Genomic DNA, 20,019 nt, shown 5'->3' with positions numbered 1-20,019 from the left:
ATTACCATATTCTAATAGGACATTCGACTTTCTCCAGACTCTCCGCCAGCCGCTGCCATAACCCGATATAAGATAACGACAATTCAAAACCACCTCTGAACTGGGAAGCGGTGGTGAGTTTGCTGATGTTTACATCGTAGCTAAGCCCAATACCTAATTGATGGGTATATAATTTTATGATGGGAATAAAAGCATCTTTCCAGCGAAGCGCTCCACCTAAGGCAATAGACAACGTTCCATCTTCGCCGGTTTCATCAAAACTATGGGTAAACAATCCGCCGCCCTGGAACATCCGGTTGCCGCCCTGCATAAAACAATCCGCATAAAAAACCAGCTTATCCATTTTATTCATCCAGGCCGAGAGCCCGGCATTCAAACCCCATTTTCTGTTTAACCGTACATCATATGCTTCGGTAAAAGCGATCTTCGGTTCAGCAAGATGAAACAACCCGCCCCCTACATATACATTTACATTTTCAGAAACACTTGTTTTAAAACTAACACCTACAGAAGCGTCCCAATACGAAAAACCGGTATTACTGAATTGTTGCCGCGTAGCATTCGACATACTATAGGCGCCATTCACGTATTGATCATCGAAGCGCAATTTGGTAACATCAAAACGTTCGCTCACGGGGCCACCCATAAAGGCCAGGGAAATAAAAGTGGTTTTATCTTCATTCAGCAGTTTGTGATAATTAATTACAGGCAATATCTGCGTGCGTTGCAGTTTTGAATCCCCCGCCACATCATTGGTGGCCTGCACACCCAGGGTAATAAAATCGCCGGTATTAAAACCCCGCAACATTTTACATTCCCCGCTTAAAGCCATAGTTCTGTAAGGAACCGTTACGCTTTGCCATTGATTGCGATAAGCACCCGTAAAGCGAAAATTGCCAGAGAAGATCCCCGCCAACGCCGGGTTGCGCAACAACGGAAACTCATAGAACTGGGAGAAGTGAATGTCCTGTCCCTTTACTAAAGCAGGAATAAAAAAGCAGCCAATAAAATAAAGTAGTAAAGTTCTATGCATACAAATTAGTTCAAAGTTCCAAGTTCAGAGTTCCAGGTTCAGAGTTCTGTATTCGCCTTAAGCGTTCAGCGTAAAAGCGTCACATTCCCCTTATACGTATTCACCAAATCATTATCGCACACCACATCGGCTATATACACATATACTTCAGCCGGGCCGGTAACCCCTCTTATTTTTCCATCCCAGCCAAAAGCAGGATCATTGGGTTGAAAGTTTGTTTTTTCAAAAACCAGCTCGCCCCATCGCGAAAAGATGCGGAACGAACGCACCAGCGCAATGCCTTTACCCCGCACCATCAGTACATCATTCAGCCCGTCCCCATCGGGTGTGAAGGCGTTCGGGATAAACACCTGGGCGCTTTCACAAAATGGCTTTATGTTCATTGAATCTGTACCCACGCACCCGAACTCATTGGTGACTTTTGCCAGGTAGGTCCGGTTCTTTTTAATAGTTGCTACTGGTGTATTACAGTCAGTACAGCTAAGGTCATCGGCAGGCGTCCATTGCCAGGCGATAATAGGCCCATTTTGCGTAACAGGGGAAAAAGTATAGGTGCTGCCGGTAGCTTTTGTTACATCTGGTCCCACATCTACTTTAGGATTGGGGTTTACCAACACTTTTATTAACCCGGTATCGGTAAAACACTGATGGCCATCAAACCCAACAACCTGGTATGTAGTAGTTTTTTTCGGTGCGGCCACCGGGTTAGGAATATTGCTCCGGCTTAACCCTGCGCCCGGCGACCAGTAGTATTGTACGGCGCTCCCCTGCGCCTGCAGATTTACCATTTGTCCTTCACAAATCGTTTGATCGGGCGATACGGTTATAGCTATCGGTTGAAAAACGGTAATATTCATCGTGTCTTTGTCAATGCAACCGCTTTCAACACTGGTAACGGTAACAACATAAGAGGCAGGCCTGGGTGGCGTGCTTACCGTTTGGGCGCTTAGCGAATCAGATAAAAAAATGGTGGGCGACCAGGCATAGGTAAAACCCGGTGCGGCCGGCGAACCAAGCGTTACCGGATGACCGGGACAAACTACTGTATCAGGACCGGCATTCGCCAGCGGCAGAATGGGATAAATAGATGCCTGCAGCGTATCGCTGCAACCAAACCCGTTATAGGGAATCACCACTACATTTACATTATTGATCTTGGGAGCAGGGTTCAACACCAGGGTATCCCCTGTACCCAGCAGGGTGCTGAAATTATCATCATACCATTTATAATCCTGGAAACCGCCCGGGCCATAAAAGCTGGCAATATTGGGGTTACATTCATAATGCGCCAAAGCCGTAATGTTGCAATCCCCCACATCTACATAAGCATAGCCCCAATGAGCGCCTTTGGTGCAATCGGCCGTAGTAAATTCCACCCGTAAGCGTTTGCCGCCATACATGCCCAGATTGATAAAAACCGACGACCAGGGCTTGAATTTCACCGAGGCGTCAACCGTAGAAACCTGGAAGCCCGGCAGCGAGGCCGTGGCAATATATTCGTTGCTGGCGCAGGGCAGATAACTATTGGTTGCCACGTCGAGAATGCGGGCAATAAACCGGGGCTGTTCATCCGGGTTATGTCCGGGGTCCTGGAACACGACTGCATACCGGTAAGTAAACGTAGCGTCATTGGCATTGGTGGGAACCGTAAATTCGTAGGTGATGCGCTCCGCTTCTGATCCATTAATATTATTTCCCAACCGTACCGCATAACTACTGCCATCGGGCGGGTTCACGGGAAATAACCCATATGGGTCAACCACAGTTGCAGCGCCTTTCGCATATAGGGTATGCCTGCCAGTAATTGGCGATGAAGGAGAGACCGTAATTACATTTTGATTATTTTGAACACTGGTGGTGCCAATGTAACAAGTCCAGTTTTGCAGTGAGCCTGCTTCAAAATCAATATTGGCGGGACAGGTACCGGCCTGGCCGTTTACCAGCTGATGAAATAGCAGTACAGACAATAATAAAGTAAAGATCCCCTTCATAGGTGTAGGTTAACGAATTAACGGCAGGTCGGGGACTTGTTTATGCTTTGCAAATACTGTGCAATTATTTTCAGCAGCCTCACTCCTTTATTAACATCTGTTTAATTTTGCATACTTTCAAAAGGTGGAATGACATTTCCCTTTATTTTTATCAGGTACTAACCAATCACAAAAACTATGGATACCCGCAGAGAATTCCTTAAAAAAGCATCCTTACTCACAGGTGGCGCCGGCCTTATGCAATTGTTACCAGCCTCATTAGCCAAAGCACTGGCCATTGATCCCGAGGCAGGTAGCACCTGGAAAGACGCCGAGCACATCGTTTTCCTGATGCAGGAGAACCGGTCGTTCGATCACGCCTATGGCTCTTTGCAGGGCGTACGGGGCTTTAATGATCCGCGGGCTATCCGGTTGCCCAATAAAAATCTGGTATGGCTGCAATCAAACAAGGAAGGAGAAACCTACGCCCCTTTCCGCCTGGATATTCACAATACCAAAGCCACCTGGATGAGCTCCCTGCCCCACTCCTGGGCCAACCAGGTAGATGCCCGCAACAACGGACACTATGATAAATGGCTTGAGTCTAAACATTCAGGCAATAAAGATTACCGCGCCATGCCGTTGACCATGGGTTTTCATACCCGGGAAGACATTCCGTTTTATTATTCCCTGGCCGATGCCTTCACGGTTTGTGACCAGCACTTTTGTTCATCCCTTACCGGCACCACCCCCAACCGCCTGTTTTTCTGGAGCGGTACCATCAGGAGTTTCCAGGACGAAAAAGCCCCGGCCTGTGTATGGAACGAGGATGCTGATTATAATACAATGGTGAACTGGACCACCTTTCCCGAAAGATTAGAAAGAAATGACATATCCTGGAAAGTGTACCAGAACGAGTTGAGCGTAGGCGTTGGGTTTACCGGCGAAGAAGACAGCTGGCTGGCCAACTTTGGCGACAACCCACTGGAATACTTCACCCAATACAATGTAAAATTTCATCCGGCATACATCGACAATCTGCCCAAAGCGGCAGCCGCCACGGCAGAAGAGATCAAAAAAACAGAAGCGCTGTTACAGTCACTACCCGCCGGTGCAGCCACTGCGGAAATTGAGAAAACAAAGAAAAGACTGGACGAAATCAAAAAACAACTGTTCGACATACAGACCGATCAGAAAAAATACACCCGGGAAAATTACCTGCGCCTTACCGCCTGGGAAAAAGCCCTGCATACAAAAGCCTTCGATACCAATACAAAAGATCCCGACTATCACCAGCTTACCGACATTACCTATAAAGACGGCGATACAGAACGGCAAATGAAAGCGCCAAAAGGCGATGTATTGCATCAGTTCAGGGAAGATGTAAAGAACGGTGCCCTGCCCACCGTATCGTGGCTGGTGGCGCCCGAGAACTTCTCCGACCATCCTTCCTCAGCCTGGTTCGGCATCTGGTACATCAGTGAAGTGCTGGACATCCTGACGCAAAACCCCGAGGTGTGGAAGAAAACCATCTTTATACTCACCTACGATGAAAACGATGGCTATTATGATCACGTGCCGCCTTTTGTAGCGCCACATCCGCATAAAACGTCAACGGGGTCAACCTCAACCGGTATCGACACCGGGGTTGATTACGTGGCAGATAAAGACCAGCAATCCATAAAAGAGCAGGCCCGGGAAAGTTCCATTGGCCTGGGTTATCGCGTGCCGATGGTGATAGCCTCGCCCTGGAGCCGCGGTGGCTGGGTAAATTCAGAAGTGTTCGATCATACATCTTCTATTCAGTTCCTCGAAGCGTTCTTAACGCATAAAACCGGCAAAAAGATAGAAGAGCCCAATATTTCCAAATGGCGGCGCACCGTGTGTGGCGATCTTACTTCGGTGTTCAGACCGTATAATGGTGAAAAGATCACGTTGCCAACCTTCCTCGAAAGAGATGAATTTATAGAAGGCATTCACAAAGCACAGTTCCGTCAACTGCCCGCTAATTATAAAAAATTAACTGCTGAAGAAATAGCCGCCATCAACAAGGCGCCCTGGGATTCACCACTGATGCCGCAACAGGAAAAAGGCATTCGAGATGCCTGCGCCCTTCCTTATGAATTGTATGCCGATTGTTACCTGGACTATCAGGACAACGGTACATTAACCGTAAGACTTAGAGCAGATAATAAAATATTTAAAGAGCAATCGGCTGGGGCGCCTTTTCAGATCTATGCACCGGGCTACCAGCTGCAGGTAATGCACCACTCGAACTATGCGGTGGAACCAGGGCAGGAAATAACAACTGAATGGAAGCTGAGCGATTTTGAAAACAATACCTATCATCTGCAGGTGTATGGCCCCAATGGCTTCTTCAGGGAATTTAAAGGCAACCAGCAGGATCCCAGGTATGTATCCGTATACGGTGAATACGAAATCACCAACGACCAATACGAAGAATATACCGGCAATATTATGATTAGCATTGGGGTTAATAATAACAAACCGGTTGAGTATGAAATTATTGACAACGCCTATAAAACACCGGCCAGGTCTGTATTTGTACACGCCCTGCCCAAAAAACCCATGGGGTTTGTGATTGAAACGGCCAAAACCTTTGGCTGGTACGACTTTACCGTGAAGCAAAAAGGCAATGCGGTGTTTGAAAGAAGGTATGCCGGCCGGGTGGAAATTGGCCAGCCTACCAAAACAGATCCGTTTATGGGCAGGGTTGTATAACGGTACAGCAGGGCAAAACAGTGACGGCGGTCAGTATTATAGCAGTGGTTAATTAGTAACTTTATAAGCATCCAATAATTTTACTCACTGCTAAATACTCCGTTATGCCGGAAATGATTGCTCCTGCCATAGGCTCTGTTAACAAAGTGAACATCCTTGCAGCAAACAGAGAACGTGTTGATAACAGCCTGTCTATCGATAGCAAGATCTCCTTCCGCCCATTTGTAAATTATTTAAAAGAAAAATTACATGAAGGCTCCAATACCAGGTCAAGAATATACAATTACCTCATAGAAAGATTTGAAGAAACACCTGCCTTGTTGCAGCCGGTTATCGACTCACATATCCTGGATGAGCACCACGACCTGCTCGACATGTTAGGCACCACGCTTTTCCCTGTTGTTAGTGAACATGAAAAAAACATGTTCACCATGAGTGTGCCTTACGAGTTTTCCATCTTCAACTATTCTACCCCGTTCAGGAAATTGTTTATCGATGAAAGGGAAGAATATTTTCTGTTGCCTGAGGACGCAACGGAAGATTACCTGAAACAGGCACAGTGTTCACTTATGTATGAACACATCCTCGATAAATTCTATAATATAAAATTGAATGAGGCGCCGTTTCTCATTTATCCGGTAGAAGATAAAACCACCGGCATGAAACGCTATTACAAACTGCGTTACGACCGGCGGTTCATTGATATTACAGCTAAAGGTGAGTTGCCTCAGATAAAGGATTGCGCCGTTTGTTTAAATACCCTGCGCATCCTGGACCTTGAACAGCAATTGGAAAAAATGCCGCTCGAGCTGTTTGAGGTAGAAGGTTTTGGGGTATGGATAGCCGAAGATTTCACTATCCAGGAATCACTGGATAATATTAAACGTATTTTATTGCGGCAGGAAGCCTGCGACACCGGCATCATCAACGATCTCAAAGCCAACATTCAGGCGTTGGTTGGGCTCAACGAAGTGGAAGTAGGCTTAACGCCTTTTTTACAACTCAATAACCGGTTTGTGCTCGACGAAACCTGCACCAAACATGGCATCCTGGGCAGAAACTGGAGATCGACCGATACAAACAGCCTCACCACCTACCAGATGTGCATTGAATTCTTTAGCGAACATCCCGCACCCATGCCTATTTCTATAGTGGATGAAAAAATAGTGCAGGTAGCGCCGTTTACCCAGGTATTGCTCGATGCGGGCATAAGAAGTTATATCATTTATCCCATCCAAAATAACGACGGCTTACTGGGTATGCTGGAACTGGCATCGTCCATTCCCAACCAGTTAGACCAGGATGTAATGAACCGGGTAGAGAAAGCCATGCCATTGATCTCGCTGGCGTTGCTGAAGAACCGCGATACCTTTACCTATCGCATTGAAAAGATCATCAAGGAAAAGTTCACCGCGTTGCAGCCGGCGGTTGAATGGAAATTTGCAGAGGTGGCCTGGGAGTATATGCACAAAGAACAATATAAAGAAGCGCCTGTATCGGGTAACGTGGTCTTCGATAACGTTTATCCGTTATACGGCGCCATCGACATTCGTAACTCCTCAGTTGAACGCAGCCGCGCCCTTCAGAAAGACCTGATGGAACACATTACCCTGGTTGATGAAACGTTCGACCTGTTGCAGGCCCGCTTCCCACTGCCTTTGCTGGAAGGATTAAAATTCAAGAATTTCAATTACCGGCAGGCCATTGCACAGGGAGTTACAGCCGAAGATGAAGTGCGCATTACCGAGTTCTTTAACAATGAAGTACACACCGTGTTAAAGCACCTGAAAGGCAGCCATCCTCAAACGCAGGACATCATCAATAATTACTTTAACCAGGTGAATGACTTCAGTGGATTTTTATACCGCAACCGGAACGACTATGAGTTATCCCTCAGCACCATCAACAATGCGGTATTACACACCTTTCAACAGCAGGAAGCCATTATGCAGCAGTCGTACCCCCATTACTTTGAACGGTATCGCACAGACGGCGTTGAATACACGATCTACATCGGGCAGTCCATTGCGCCGCACCATCCGTTCAATATGTTATTCCTGAAAAACATCCAGTTATTCCAATTAACCTCCATGGCCGAAATAGCGCAGATGATCCATGCCATGCAGCCAACCCTGCCCATTCCATTGCAAACAACACAATTGATCTTGATCCACAGTCAGCCCATGAGCATCAGTTTCCGCCGCGATGAACGGCGGTTTGATGTGGAAGGTTCTTATAACATTCGTTATGAGATCATGAAGAAACGCCTCGATAAAGTGCATATTCGCGGTACCCAGGAAAGACTAACACAACCGGGAAAGATAGCTATGGTATACAGTAACCCCAAAGAAGCCGAAGAATACCAGGAATACATCCTGTTCCTGCAAAATAAAAGATTATTACAGCCAGGTATAGAGTTCCTGGAGCTGGAAGAATTACAGGGTGTAAGCGGGTTAAAAGCTTTACGGGTAGATATTAATTTGGACTTATAAGGGACAATTCTCATGATAGTTCACCATTTCAATCGGTGTTCTTTCCATGACGAATCCCTCATAACGAACCAGGATGTCATCCAGCACGGCCATGATGGCTTCGGGCTCGGTGAGCGTCATCAACTGAGTGCGGAATTCTTTAACGCCAGGTAAGCCTTTGAGGTACCTCAGGTAATGCCCCCGCATGGAATAGATGCCGGCGATGGGTCCTTTCCATTGCACCGATTTACGCAACTGATGTTTACAAACTTCAACACGTTCTACAACTGTAGGCGCCGGTAATAATTCACCTGTTTGCAGGTAGTGCCGGATCTCCCTGAACAGCCAGGGATACCCGATAACCGCCCGCCCGATCATGATACCATCAACGCCATAGCGGTCCTTATATTCAAGCGCTTTTTGCGGACTATTAATATCTCCGTTCCCAAAAATGGGAATATGAATACGTGGATTGTTCTTTATTTTGGCAATAAGGCTCCAGTCGGCCTCGCCTTTGTACAACTGGCAACGCGTACGGCCATGAATGGTAAGAGCTTTAATACCCACATCCTGTAACCGCTCAGCCACCTCTTCAATGTTTTTGGTATTGTCATCCCAACCCAGGCGGGTTTTCACCGTAACCGGCAGGTTGGTTGATTTTACACAGGCTTCCGTCAGTCGCACCATCAGGTCAACATCGCGCAAAACGCCGGCGCCGGCGCCCTGGGCAACGATCCCTTTAACCGGGCAGCCGAAATTAATATCCAGCAGCTCGGGTTGCGTAACATCCACGATCTTTGCGGCCATGGCCAGTCGCTCCTCATCGCCCCCAAACAGCTGAATACCGGTGGGCCGTTCCTCATCAAAAATATCCAGCTTGCGGCGGCAACGGATGGCATCACGGATGAGGCCTTCACTGGAAATAAATTCAGTAAACACCAGGTCGGCCCCGTTTGCTTTACAAACCACCCGGAACGGCGGATCGCTCACATCTTCCATGGGCGCCAGTAACAACGGGAAATCAGGGAGTTGTATATTACCTATCTGCAACATTCGGGTGCAAAATTGCGACAAAAAGCCGGGGAAGCAAAATCAGGCGCCTTATTTATCATTTCTGTAATAATTTTCCATTACTACTAAAACAGCGCCCGCAACTAAACAATTTTCTGTTGCACAGTTATTGGCAAAAATGCACGGTTTTACGTCTAAACAGCACGTCTATCAAATTCATCCATAGCTGATCTGTGTTTATTATAACTTACGGCCCTATTTAAAGCACTGTTCGAAAACCGTAATAATGAAGACTAAATCACTTTTTTTTCTCATCGCTCTGGCCATTGTTATTTTTTATGGATGCAAAAAAGAGGTCGAAAAAAATTCCCTGACAGTTCAAATACCTGAATCTATTGGTGCATATTGCAAGTACGGAGGATATAAGATCATTTCGGGGGTTGATCAAAATAGCAACAACATTTTAGACAGTAACGAAATTCAGCAAACGGAATACGTTTGCAAAGGAATAGACGAAAAAGAGACGATCATCTATTTTCCAGGTCAGGATTATGGGTATTTGTCCAATAATGCTTCTGGAAGTATGTGGCCAAGAGTAGCCATTGCTAATTTTGATATCAGTAATTACCCCGCAGATTCCATTTCATTTAGCGCATATTTATATTCAAACATGGAGGGAGTGAAAGCGTTTGTTGAATTATACGATCAAACAAATAACAAAGTTATAAAAAACGCCATACTTTCAACCACCAGTACAAAGAGCGATAGCTTGTATAGCACAACAGTTAATTTTTTAAATGATCTGCCCAAAGGACCTATAAAATTAAATTGCAGGTTGAGAACTGAAAAAGATGGAACAGGCGTAACTTTTAGAAAACCGATGCTCAATTTATATAAGAAATAATTTTTCGGCGGTTTCTTAGTTTACATAGACTATTCCCACCCGGATAGTCTATTTTTTTGCCCGTCAACCAGACTACAACTAAAACCAGTTTGGCTACAAAAATTACCAGGCATTATCAATACCTTTAGGCATTAATAATCTACCCACATGTCGTATTGCAGCGTAATCCCTTCCATGGAAGAACCCAGGCGCAGCCTGCATAAACATTATCATGATAATCATTATGGCTTTCCTATTCACGATGATGATGAATTGTTTGGCCGCTTGATCATGGAGATCAACCAGGCAGGTTTAAGCTGGGAAACCATCCTGAAAAAAGAAGCAAGCTTCCGCAAAGCCTATAGCAATTTCAGCATAAAGAAGGTAGCAGCGTACAAAGAATCTGACCGGGAACGCCTGTTGAATGATGCCGGCATTATCCGCAATAAACTAAAAGTAAATGCCGCCATAGAAAATGCCAAAGCCATTCTAACGCTCCAGAAAGAATTTGGTTCATTTGAGACCTGGCTCCAGCAACACCATCCCAAAACAAAAGAGGAATGGGTAAAGCTGTTTAAAAAAACATTCAAATTCACCGGTGGGGAAATAGTAAATGAATTTTTAATGAGTACCGGTTACCTGCCCGGGGCCCACGCCCCCGGTTGTCCCGTTTATAACACAGTACTGAAAAAGAAGCCGTTGTGGGCTAAGAAATAGCCGGGCAAAAAATTTGCATTTACAGTTCTTTACACGCAAATTTTTATCCCATGGGAAAGCTAAAAAAGATAGACGCACAAACGAACATCCAGCTAAGAACAACCCCTCTGCCAATGGCACCATGATCTATATTAATGCAAGTCCCTCAATTGACACCGTGATGAATAAGGTGGAGCAAGCCGGTGGGAAAATCATTGGGTCCATTGCTTATTATTTACGTTTCCCCTGATTGATCTTTCCCATCACCTGCCGGAACAACACTTTGATATGATCAATTTCTTCCTGGTGCGTGGTTTTCTTTCTTGTACCAAAATAAAGCGTATTCTTCACTTTCTTATCTCCTTCCCAGATCAGTTTTATCTGGCCGCTTTCAATTTCCGTATAACAAAGAAAATCCGGGATCACGGCCAGGCCTGTACCGCCGCTTAAACACCGTACAATAGAGTTCAGGTTCGGTACAATATAATTCGGCCGAAAGGCAGGCTTCTTGCCAAAATTCAACGTCCAGAAGCTAAACAGATGCTCCATATCACCGGTGGTCCCATACCATTTTTGTTGTTTTAACCACTGCTCTGTTTTATCCCTGTTTTTGGTTTTATGCACTTTCCTGAATGCATCCAGATCTACATCCTTGCCGCCTACCAGCACAATGTTCTCCGACGAAAAGGCTTCATGTTCTATGGTTCCTGAAACTCCTTTTTTAGGCGTGATGATCAGATCAAGAATGCCTTTATCCAGCTGGTCCAACATCTCCGGATACTCGCCAAAACTGATGATGAGGTTAAATGGAAGTTTTGAAACATACTGCTCCAGCGTTATCTGGAAGGTTTCAAAACACATGCCTACACTAATGGTAGGCGTATGCTTTTCTATCGACCGTTGAAAATTCATCTCCACATCTTCCAGTTTTGTCAGTGCATCAGCAATAGCATTGTACAATACCTTACCCCGCTCGGTAGGGATCATTTTACGCCCTGTACGATCGAATAGTTTATACCCCACATACGTTTCCAGCGAACTCAAATGTAAGCTGACACCCGGCTGTGAAATAAACAGCGCATCCGCCGCGCCGGTTAACGTTCCGGTTCTATAGATCGCTTTAAAGGTCCTGTACCATTCCAGGTTAACCATAATCAACTATTATTTTTATGATACAAAGGTATAAATCATCTTATTTCTATAATACCAGGGGCTGGTCTAATTTTGCCCTGTCAATAAAAATAGAAGGAGAATGAAAAAGATCTTAATCATAAACGCAGGACAACATTTTGGTCATTCAGGCGGACGGTTCAATCAAACCGTAACAGCGGAAACACTTACTTTTTTCGATGATCAGGAGCAAGTGCAAATTAAACAAACAAACATTGCTGAAGGATATGTTCCCAAAGAAGAAGTAGAGAAATTCGTTTGGGCCGATGTAATCATTTATCACACGCCCATCTGGTGGTTCCAGGTACCACATGGATTCAAAAAATACATCGACGAAGTATTTACGGCCGGTCATAACAAAGGCATCTATCATAGCGACGGACGTAAAGCAGAAAATCCCAAAATCAATTATGGAACAGGCGGCATGCTGCACGGTAGACATTACATGCTTACCACCAGTTGGAATGCACCGGAGACAGCCTTTACTTTACCTGGAGAATTCTTTAATGAACACAGTGTCGATGAAGGCCCCTTGTTTGGGTTCCACCGGATGAACGCTTTTACCGGCATGAAACCGCTGACAAGTTTTCATTTCCACGACATAGAAAAGAACGCCAATATCGATCGCGACATGAAGAAGTATCGTGCGCACTTAAGTCAGGTATTTAAAACAACCACCAAACATGAGTTAGTAAACCAACATAATTAATTAGTTTTTAAAATGGAATACAGGAAATTGGGCGACAGGAGACCAACACCGGCATTATCGTTTACAGTCCCATGGAAAGAGGTTTGCTCACGGCCGCAGCAATGGAGCTTTCATTAAGCAGTGACGAATTGAGGTTTAATCAATCAGGAGTTAGATAAAATACAGTAATAAACAAACCCGCCGAAGCAATCTTCGGCGGGCCTTCATTCCGGGATCATTCCTCCGCTAATTAAGGACGGGCAAAATCAACCGTAGGTTTCAGGCCACCCAGTACGGCATTGTAAACAGGCGTGCCCAATCCCGATGGCATGCCATCCGTCATAAGCGGAGCCCCGGTGGGATTAAAACTACCCGTGATAAAACGCCCGATACAGCCACAGTCGAAATGTAAACCCAGCTCGGGCACAGGCACCGATGCCGAAGAAGTGATTGGCCCCGGGTATGGGTAGGTGGCGCCATTCAGGCCTGTAACTTTATCAACAAATACAATTGTACCCGAAGATCCGCTGGTATGCATCACGTATAACTGACCGTTGCAGTTAAAAGTTAAACCACGTGCACGCAGCCCCACGGGCAAAGGATTAGGTAAACAATTAGCGGCAAAGGAACCGGCCACCCCCAGTTTAACGATCCGGTTATTAGGCGCTACCGTTCCCCGGTTGATAGCATAAAACACACCTGAGGTCTGGTCCCTTTCTATATCGCTTACATCAAGCACAAGACCACACGGGTTGGGGAGAGAAACTATGGTTACACAATTAGGATCGATAAATTTTAAAATGGCATTTGGTACAGACCCCGTAGCGCCGGTAGTACCCCAAAAGACACCGGTTGCAGGATCGTACGACAACCCACTGGCGCGCAAAATGGGATTACCACTGCAGTCTTTCAACTGGTTGGTGCCACTTACCACATAGGGCGTAACGGAGATAGGGCCGGCGCCGGGCGAACCCGCTACTTTAAAAATATAGGAGAAGCCGGAAGCAGAATCAACCACCAGGTTGTACATAACAGGCTGACACTCTTCCACCGCATGGCTGGTTTTAGCGGCCAATGCAATTTTATCTGCAGTAACATTTTTTTTACAGGCTGCAATCGTTACCAGGATCACAACTACTGTTGTAAGGTTTAATCGGTTCATAAAAAAGAAATTTAGATTGGTGTAAATGAAAGCAGAGCCGGATTAAAGGGGAAGAAATAATTCCGGAATGAATAATACGCCTTATTCTAAATTTAACTTTTTTATCCGGTATGGATATACGTAAATAGTATTTATTTTTGACGACCCATTAACGATAAATCACAAATGAAAATTATGGAATACACTACACTCGGTAACACCGGACTTATCGTATCCAAACTGGCTTTTGGCGCCATGACCTTCGGCGACGATGCTTCCATTAAAGCTATTTACAAAGTTGATCAGCAACTGGCGCAGGAAATGATCAACAGGTCCCTGGAAGCAGGTATTAATTTTTTCGATACCGCCGATGGATATGCTAACGGTCAATCAGAGATCATGTTAGGGAAATTGCTGGCGCCACACCGGCAAAATGTTATCATTACCACTAAAGCAGGTTTTAGAACAGGCAGCCCGGTAACCCAGGCCGGACTATCGAAAAAGCATATCCTGTTTTCCTGCGAACAAAGTTTAAAACGACTGAATACAGATTATATAGATCTGTACCTGCTGCACAAAGAAGATCCCTTTACCCCGTTGGAAGAAACGCTGGCAGCACTCAACAGCCTGGTGGAATCGGGTAAAGTACGATACGTCGGTTACTCAAACTGGTCAGCCTGGAAAGCAGCACTGGCTTATCAAATGCAGAAAGATAACGGGTGGGCTACTTTCTGTAATGGCCAGATGAACTATACATTAGTTGGCCGGGATGTGGAACATGATGTGGTACAGCTTATGCAACACGCCGGTATTGGAATGACCATCTGGGGCCCGTTGGCAGGCGGTTTTCTGAGTGGGAAATACAACCGGGAAAATCTGAAAGACCCGCAAAACCGGCTCTCAGGCTTCGACCTCATTCCTTTTGATAAAGAGTTTGGTTTTAAAGTAGTGGATGTATTAAAAGAATTGGCCAGCGAACACCAGGCCTCTGTTGCGCAAATAGCGCTGGCCTGGTTGCTCACCAAACCGGTTGTGGCAAGTATTCTTATCGGTGCCACAAAAATGCACCAGTTAGAAGATAATCTGGGAGCCATTAGAATTAAATTAAGCGCCACGCAAATTCAGCAATTGGATGCGCTCACAAAACCAGCCAATTTATACCCGCATTGGTTCAACCAACAGTTGATGGACTCAGTACATAATGAGATCTTCCACGGTGCCGTGCAAGGGTAAATCACCTGTTGCTTCAGGCAAAAGCCTTCAAATCGGGAAGATTTGAGGGCTTTTTTGTATCTTCCCAATAGTGCTCCTGAGATACACTGACCATCGTCAGGCTTTGGCAGTTTTGGCCGGTTATATTTTAATTATACATTATTTATCCGCTACCTTTGAGTAGACATCACAGGTTAACCAGTATTGTTTTCAATCCATCCACTACGATACAATAATCACGATTCGCATCTCTCACTCTTCTATTCATTTTTAACCCAAAATGATTCGTTATGCTATCAATATCCAAAGGTTGTAGTGAAAAACTATTACCCATAATACTACTAATAAGCCTGATATTTGGTTGCCGTAAAATAGATCAACCACCACATCCGCAGGAAGAAAGCGCCAATGTAGTATATGACTGGTATAAATTTATAGCAATGGTTCAACGGCCAGCCAATCCACAACCAGTCGTTCTTCAGAATTTCAGGAACTTTGGGTTTATTGGTGTAGGCCTTTATGAAGCTGTACGACCTGGAAACAAAGGAGCCGAAAGTTTAGCCCCCAGTTTGTATCAAATGCCGGCAATGCCACAGGCAGATGCCTGGCAAAAGTATTTGTGGAGCGAAAGTGCCAACGCTGCCCTGGCAAGTATGTTTAAACTGTTTTTAACCGGTCTTTCTGATGCCAATAAGGCAAGCATAGACTCCATGGAAATGGCTAATTACAACCGGTTTAAAACGAGCTGCACTACTGATGTACTTGACCGTTCACAAACCTTTGGCCGGGACATTGCCACAGCCATCTACAACTGGTCCTTAACCGACAATTTCAATCTTTCCAGTGTGGGCTATGTACCACCACCAGTAACCCCTGCTTCCTGGGTGCCAACTCCACCCGCTTATGCCCCGCCGGTAGGACCATTTCTGAAGGACTCAAGGCCTTTCCTGGCATATAGCCTAACGGACCTGGCGCCACCAATGCCCTTTCCTTTTTCAGAAGATACATCCTCGCGATTTTATAAAGCAGTTAAAGAAGTATACGACATTGGCAAGAATGCAAAAGCCGACCAACAGGCAACGGCCACATGGTGGGCTGATGCAGGTGGCCCGGGCGTAGGAATTCCTATACCCCATCATGTTCTTTCTATTATTACCTGGGTATTGGAAAATCAAAAGGCAAAGCTATGGGAAGCAGCAGAAGTGTATGCCAAAACAGGGATTGCATTTAAAGATGGTGGCATAAACACCTTCAGGTCGAAATTTCATTACAACCTCATCAGACCCGTTACCTATATTCGACGGAACATCGACACTGCCTGGATGAGTTATTTAATTACCCCGCCCTACCCTGAATATACATCAGGTCTCGTGGGAATTCATGCACCCTATGTACAGGTGTTGATAAAACAGTTCGGTGATATTCCTGTAACAGACAATGCATACGATTGGCGGGGATTACCAGCACGGAATTACAAATCTCTGTCGGCCATGCTGGATGAAGCCGCCGTATCAAGAATATATGGAGGTTTGCACTACAGGTTTACGCAGGAAATTTCTATAAAATTCGGTAAAGAACTGGGCAATGAAATAGCAGCCATCCAATTGGTTTCGCCCAAACACGAACATCCCTAACAGTCGTTAAATACAGATCTCCTAATTTAAAGCCTGCAGGACCAATGGTCCTGCAGTTTTTTTGCAGGTTAACCCAAAACATTTAAATTACACCCCCTTTTCGGAGAGATGCCAGAGCGGTTGAATGGGACGGTCTCGAAAACCGTTGTATGGGCAACTGTACCGAGGGTTCGAATCCCTCTCTCTCCGCTCAGCTCAGTTAATTGAGATAAACTTAAAGTAAGAAATCCTGCAAAATCAACGATTTGCAGGATTTTTGCTTTTTAGGCATACCTGGTTTTACCCCGCTTTATGGATGTACTTTTCGGAGTCATCCGTGGAGTCATATCTAATTTTACAAAGACTCCAGAAACTTTACTCAAGACGCTGTTTATTAACACTTTGTAAGAACTGAACTCGATTTTTTAACTGCCCCGCTGGGGTAATTTTAAACCATTAAATGCAGCGTCATTATGGAAAAGAGTTTCGGTTTGTTCTTTCACCTCAAAAGCACCAGGAATTACAAAGGAGAAGGCGAGTTGCCAATCTATCTATGTGTTACAGTTGATAAGGTTTGCCGTGAAATAAGCACCAAACGGAAGTGGGACCCGGCCAAATGGAATACTGATTCCGGTAGGGCCGAAGGTAAAACGGAGAATGTACGATCGCTTAACAGCTACCTGGACCTATTACAACGGAAGGTGTATGAAGCCCGTCAGCAATTATTACATCATGGCCACCCGGTTACTGCGGAGAACATTAAGACCGTTTTTCATGGGCATGAGATCCAGACGCATAAGTACATGCTGATGGAAGTGTTTAAGAAACATAACGACCAGATGGCGGAGTTGGTAGGTCTGGAATATGCGCCCGGTACCCTGGAACGTTTTCAAACTGCCTACCGACATACGTTGACTTTTTTACAATGGAAGTACAAGGTGGATGATATTGATATCAGTAAGCTGGATTACGAATTTATAAGCGAATATGAATTCTGGATAAAAAGCGTGCGGAAGTGTAACCACAATTCCACCATAAAGTACCTGACCAATTTCCGGAAAGTGATCAACCGGTGTGTACGGCATGGCTGGTTGGTAAAGGACCCATTTGCCAATTTTAAAATGACCTTGCGAGAAGTGGAACGCATAGCCCTTACAGAAACCGAACTGCAAACCCTGGTTGCCCAGCAATTCCCCATCGACCGGCTCCGGGTGGTACGGGACATTTTCCTATTTAGTTGTTATACCGGGCTCGCCTACGCTGACGTAAAAAAGCTGAAACGCTCTGAGATCATTATTGGCGTTGATGGTGAACAGTGGCTGGTGAGCCGTCGGCAGAAAACGGATATTTCCGCGCGAATTCCTTTACTGCCTGCCGCTCTTACCATCATTGACCGGTACAAAGACCATCCTCAATGTCAGGGCAAAGACCTGGTGCTGCCAATAAACAGCAATCAGAAAATGAATGCCTACCTCAAGGAGATCGCTGACGTGTGTGGGATACATAAGAATCTTACCTTCCACATCGCCCGGCATACCTTTGCCACAACGGTCACCCTGACTAACGGGGTACCTATTGAAACGGTGTCAAAGATGCTGGGACACCGGAATCTGCGGACTACGCAGCATTATGCGAAGATCTTGGATAAGAAGATTGGGGAGGATATGAAGGGGTTGAGGGAGAAATTTAGGTGAATTATTTGAGTGGTTTCTACTTTACTTAATCTTACTTACTATTCCCGTCCGGTCCGCAAAAAAGGATTATCAGCAATGATGGTCCTTTTTGCATTTTACCCATCTTTACTTCTAGCCGGTTGATTTTCAGGTATTCATAACAGCGTGCGATTTTTATTCTTCCGATCTTTAATTCAGGTAGACACATTGTTGAATCGACCAATGAATCGACCAAATTATGTTGTTACCAATTAGAGCGATTTGCCGCAGCAAAAGAGTTAAGAAAGATGGAACCGCGCCAATATTTCTGCAATACTGCTACAGCAGAACAAAGCGTACATTATTAAGCACAGGAATTGCTATACCGCCGGAATACTGGCAAAAGAAGCAATTACGAATCTCACCGCAACTACCGCCAGAAATTGGCGACGCTGTAAAACTCAATGATGAATTACTCCGCCAAAAACGATTGGTGGAAGACTTGGTTGCCGAAGCCGCTAGGAAACAAATCACCGACAAAGGTGCGTTTGTAAAGAAAGCGTTTTCTCCCTCCCTTGATGTAAAAGCCCTCGATGAGCGCATCGTTACGGTTGCCAAACAGGAAACGGCCAAGAAAGAAGCCAAGCATGACATCTATTACCAGTTTGACGAGTATATCAAAACCAAAGAGAGGAAAGTAAGCAAGGCTACGCTGACTGTTTATTCAAACGTAAAGGGGCATTTGCAGGCATTTGAAAGGTATAGACAGGAAAAGATCAACTTTGCCAGTTTCGACTTTAATTTCTATCACGACTTTATTGACTACCTCACTTTTGAACATGTGCATATGCGCCGCCAGGAGGTATTAACGGGATTAAAGTTGAACACCATTGGTAAAACCATTAAACACCTGCGCGGCTTTCTAAAAGATCGGGTGAAACGAAAGATCATTGCGCCAATCGACCTCACTGATTTTAAAATCCCCGAAGAAGAAAGCGATGCCATTTATTTAACCCATCAGGAAATAATAGCCATTTATCAGACTGATCTTTCTGACCATCCTTACCTGGTCGAATACCGGGATCTGTTCGTGCTGGCTTGCCTGACAGGCTTGCGTTTCTCCGACTTCAGTACCTTAAAGCCGGAAGACCTGCAACGGGATATGCTGTATAAGAAGCAGGAAAAATCAGATCACTGGGTAATCATTCCCTTGCGGGAAGAAGCGAAGCACATCTTTACTAGACAGTTCAGGGAGCGCATACCCGCGCTTACCAATCCGGAATTTAACCGGCACATTAAAACCATTGGCAAACTGGCTGGATTAAACCGCTCTATTAAATTCTCCTACAAAAAAGGAAATAAAAGTATTGAGGTCATTAAACCCAAATACGACTGGATCACTTCGCATACTGCCCGCCGATCATTTTGCACCAATGAATTCCTGGCCGGTACTCCGGTTGAGCTGATCATGAAGATCAGCGGCCATAAGCGAACAAAGGATTTTTATAAATACATCCGCATTTCACCGCAAGAGGCGGCTAATAAAATAAAGGAATTGTGGATAAAGAGGGATGGGATGCGGTTAGTACAAACTGATAATTCAGCTGTTTTAAATAAAGACATTAATCAATAATCAATACGCTATGCAGGTTAATCAACATTATACCCAGTTATTGCTAGATATTAAATCAAGCATTACTAAAAGCCGATATGTGGTTGCTCGGATGGTTAACCAGG

At 45.1% G+C, this 20,019-nt stretch carries 14 protein-coding genes and 1 tRNA gene; 10 read left to right on the top strand and 5 right to left on the bottom strand.

The annotated features are described in order from the left end of the window. Position 1: 1 nt before the first annotated feature. Both NIAKO_RS05475 and NIAKO_RS05470 read right to left on the bottom strand, forming a co-directional pair. On the bottom strand, positions 2 to 1,033 hold the full coding sequence (locus NIAKO_RS05475) for a PorP/SprF family type IX secretion system membrane protein (RefSeq protein WP_014217401.1): 1,032 nt from the start codon (positions 1,031 to 1,033) through the stop codon (positions 2 to 4). Between the two features lie 65 nt (positions 1,034 to 1,098). After that, positions 1,099 to 3,024 carry a T9SS C-terminal target domain-containing protein gene (locus NIAKO_RS05470; protein WP_014217400.1) on the bottom strand — a complete coding sequence of 642 codons (1,926 nt, stop codon included), beginning with the start codon at positions 3,022 to 3,024 and terminating at the stop codon, positions 1,099 to 1,101. 177 nt (positions 3,025 to 3,201) lie between these two features. Between NIAKO_RS05470 and NIAKO_RS05465 the strand changes: the two genes are divergently transcribed. Together NIAKO_RS05465 and NIAKO_RS05460 are read left to right on the top strand one after the other, a co-directional pair. Continuing rightward, on the top strand, positions 3,202 to 5,745 hold the full coding sequence (locus NIAKO_RS05465) for a phosphocholine-specific phospholipase C (RefSeq protein ID WP_014217399.1): 2,544 nt from the start codon (positions 3,202 to 3,204) through the stop codon (positions 5,743 to 5,745). Between the two features lie 104 nt (positions 5,746 to 5,849). Further along, positions 5,850 to 8,237 (top strand): GAF domain-containing protein, encoded by a 2,388-nt coding sequence (locus NIAKO_RS05460; RefSeq protein ID WP_014217398.1) that lies wholly within the window; start codon positions 5,850 to 5,852, stop codon positions 8,235 to 8,237. Here NIAKO_RS05460 and dusB read toward each other — a convergent pair. Further along, a complete protein-coding gene (gene dusB / locus NIAKO_RS05455; protein ID WP_014217397.1) occupies positions 8,232 to 9,269 on the bottom strand; it encodes a tRNA dihydrouridine synthase DusB in 1,038 nt (345 codons plus the stop codon). The genes NIAKO_RS05460 and dusB overlap by 6 nt on opposite strands. A gap of 244 nt (positions 9,270 to 9,513) precedes the next feature. On the opposite strand from dusB, the gene NIAKO_RS05450 reads away from it, so the two are divergent. Continuing rightward, positions 9,514 to 10,131, top strand: a complete 618-nt coding sequence (locus NIAKO_RS05450; RefSeq protein ID WP_014217396.1) for a DUF7151 family protein — start codon at positions 9,514 to 9,516, stop codon at positions 10,129 to 10,131. A 147-nt stretch (positions 10,132 to 10,278) separates the two neighbouring features. Further along, positions 10,279 to 10,827, top strand: a complete 549-nt coding sequence (locus NIAKO_RS05445) for a DNA-3-methyladenine glycosylase I (protein WP_014217395.1) — start codon at positions 10,279 to 10,281, stop codon at positions 10,825 to 10,827. Between the two features lie 210 nt (positions 10,828 to 11,037). On the opposite strand, the gene NIAKO_RS05435 is transcribed toward NIAKO_RS05445, so the two are convergent. Then, positions 11,038 to 11,958 carry a LysR family transcriptional regulator gene (locus NIAKO_RS05435; protein WP_014217394.1) on the bottom strand — a complete coding sequence of 307 codons (921 nt, stop codon included), beginning with the start codon at positions 11,956 to 11,958 and terminating at the stop codon, positions 11,038 to 11,040. 100 nt (positions 11,959 to 12,058) lie between these two features. On the opposite strand from NIAKO_RS05435, the gene NIAKO_RS05430 reads away from it, so the two are divergent. Continuing rightward, entirely contained in the window at positions 12,059 to 12,685 is a 627-nt protein-coding gene (locus NIAKO_RS05430) for an NAD(P)H-dependent oxidoreductase (protein WP_014217393.1), read from the top strand. 229 nt (positions 12,686 to 12,914) lie between these two features. On the opposite strand, the gene NIAKO_RS05425 is transcribed toward NIAKO_RS05430, so the two are convergent. Beyond that, a complete protein-coding gene (locus tag NIAKO_RS05425) occupies positions 12,915 to 13,826 on the bottom strand; it encodes a hypothetical protein (protein ID WP_014217392.1) in 912 nt (303 codons plus the stop codon). A gap of 174 nt (positions 13,827 to 14,000) precedes the next feature. Between NIAKO_RS05425 and NIAKO_RS05420 the strand changes: the two genes are divergently transcribed. From NIAKO_RS05420 to NIAKO_RS05400, 5 genes are all read left to right on the top strand, one after another. Then, a complete protein-coding gene (locus NIAKO_RS05420) occupies positions 14,001 to 15,038 on the top strand; it encodes an aldo/keto reductase (RefSeq protein ID WP_041348032.1) in 1,038 nt (345 codons plus the stop codon). 269 nt (positions 15,039 to 15,307) lie between these two features. Beyond that, positions 15,308 to 16,651 carry a vanadium-dependent haloperoxidase gene (locus tag NIAKO_RS05415; protein WP_014217390.1) on the top strand — a complete coding sequence of 448 codons (1,344 nt, stop codon included), beginning with the start codon at positions 15,308 to 15,310 and terminating at the stop codon, positions 16,649 to 16,651. 102 nt (positions 16,652 to 16,753) lie between these two features. Further along, a tRNA-Ser gene (locus tag NIAKO_RS05410) sits at positions 16,754 to 16,840 on the top strand. A gap of 263 nt (positions 16,841 to 17,103) precedes the next feature. After that, a complete protein-coding gene (locus tag NIAKO_RS05405) occupies positions 17,104 to 18,324 on the top strand; it encodes a site-specific integrase (RefSeq protein ID WP_014217389.1) in 1,221 nt (406 codons plus the stop codon). Positions 18,325 to 18,541: 217 nt separating this feature from the next. Then, positions 18,542 to 19,915 carry a site-specific integrase gene (locus NIAKO_RS05400; RefSeq protein ID WP_014217388.1) on the top strand — a complete coding sequence of 458 codons (1,374 nt, stop codon included), beginning with the start codon at positions 18,542 to 18,544 and terminating at the stop codon, positions 19,913 to 19,915. Positions 19,916 to 20,019 lie beyond the last annotated feature (104 nt).

The sequence above is a fragment of the Niastella koreensis GR20-10 genome (assembly GCF_000246855.1).
GTDB lineage: Bacteria > Bacteroidota > Bacteroidia > Chitinophagales > Chitinophagaceae > Niastella > Niastella koreensis.
This window is presented reverse-complemented; position numbering and strand designations above follow the sequence as displayed.

Coding starts and splice junctions, on each gene's coding strand:
- NIAKO_RS05435 (WP_014217394.1), bottom strand. CDS start 11,958: ATGGTTAACCTGGAATGGTACAGGACCTTTAAAGCGATCTATAGAACC.
- NIAKO_RS05420 (WP_041348032.1), top strand. CDS start 14,001: ATGGAATACACTACACTCGGTAACACCGGACTTATCGTATCCAAACTG.
- NIAKO_RS05465 (WP_014217399.1), top strand. CDS start 3,202: ATGGATACCCGCAGAGAATTCCTTAAAAAAGCATCCTTACTCACAGGT.
- NIAKO_RS05415 (WP_014217390.1), top strand. CDS start 15,308: ATGCTATCAATATCCAAAGGTTGTAGTGAAAAACTATTACCCATAATA.
- NIAKO_RS05425 (WP_014217392.1), bottom strand. CDS start 13,826: ATGAACCGATTAAACCTTACAACAGTAGTTGTGATCCTGGTAACGATT.
- NIAKO_RS05430 (WP_014217393.1), top strand. CDS start 12,059: ATGAAAAAGATCTTAATCATAAACGCAGGACAACATTTTGGTCATTCA.
- NIAKO_RS05445 (WP_014217395.1), top strand. CDS start 10,279: ATGTCGTATTGCAGCGTAATCCCTTCCATGGAAGAACCCAGGCGCAGC.
- dusB (WP_014217397.1), bottom strand. CDS start 9,269: ATGTTGCAGATAGGTAATATACAACTCCCTGATTTCCCGTTGTTACTG.
- NIAKO_RS05470 (WP_014217400.1), bottom strand. CDS start 3,024: ATGAAGGGGATCTTTACTTTATTATTGTCTGTACTGCTATTTCATCAG.
- NIAKO_RS05450 (WP_014217396.1), top strand. CDS start 9,514: ATGAAGACTAAATCACTTTTTTTTCTCATCGCTCTGGCCATTGTTATT.
- NIAKO_RS05405 (WP_014217389.1), top strand. CDS start 17,104: ATGGAAAAGAGTTTCGGTTTGTTCTTTCACCTCAAAAGCACCAGGAAT.
- NIAKO_RS05460 (WP_014217398.1), top strand. CDS start 5,850: ATGCCGGAAATGATTGCTCCTGCCATAGGCTCTGTTAACAAAGTGAAC.
- NIAKO_RS05475 (WP_014217401.1), bottom strand. CDS start 1,033: ATGCATAGAACTTTACTACTTTATTTTATTGGCTGCTTTTTTATTCCT.
- NIAKO_RS05400 (WP_014217388.1), top strand. CDS start 18,542: ATGTTGTTACCAATTAGAGCGATTTGCCGCAGCAAAAGAGTTAAGAAA.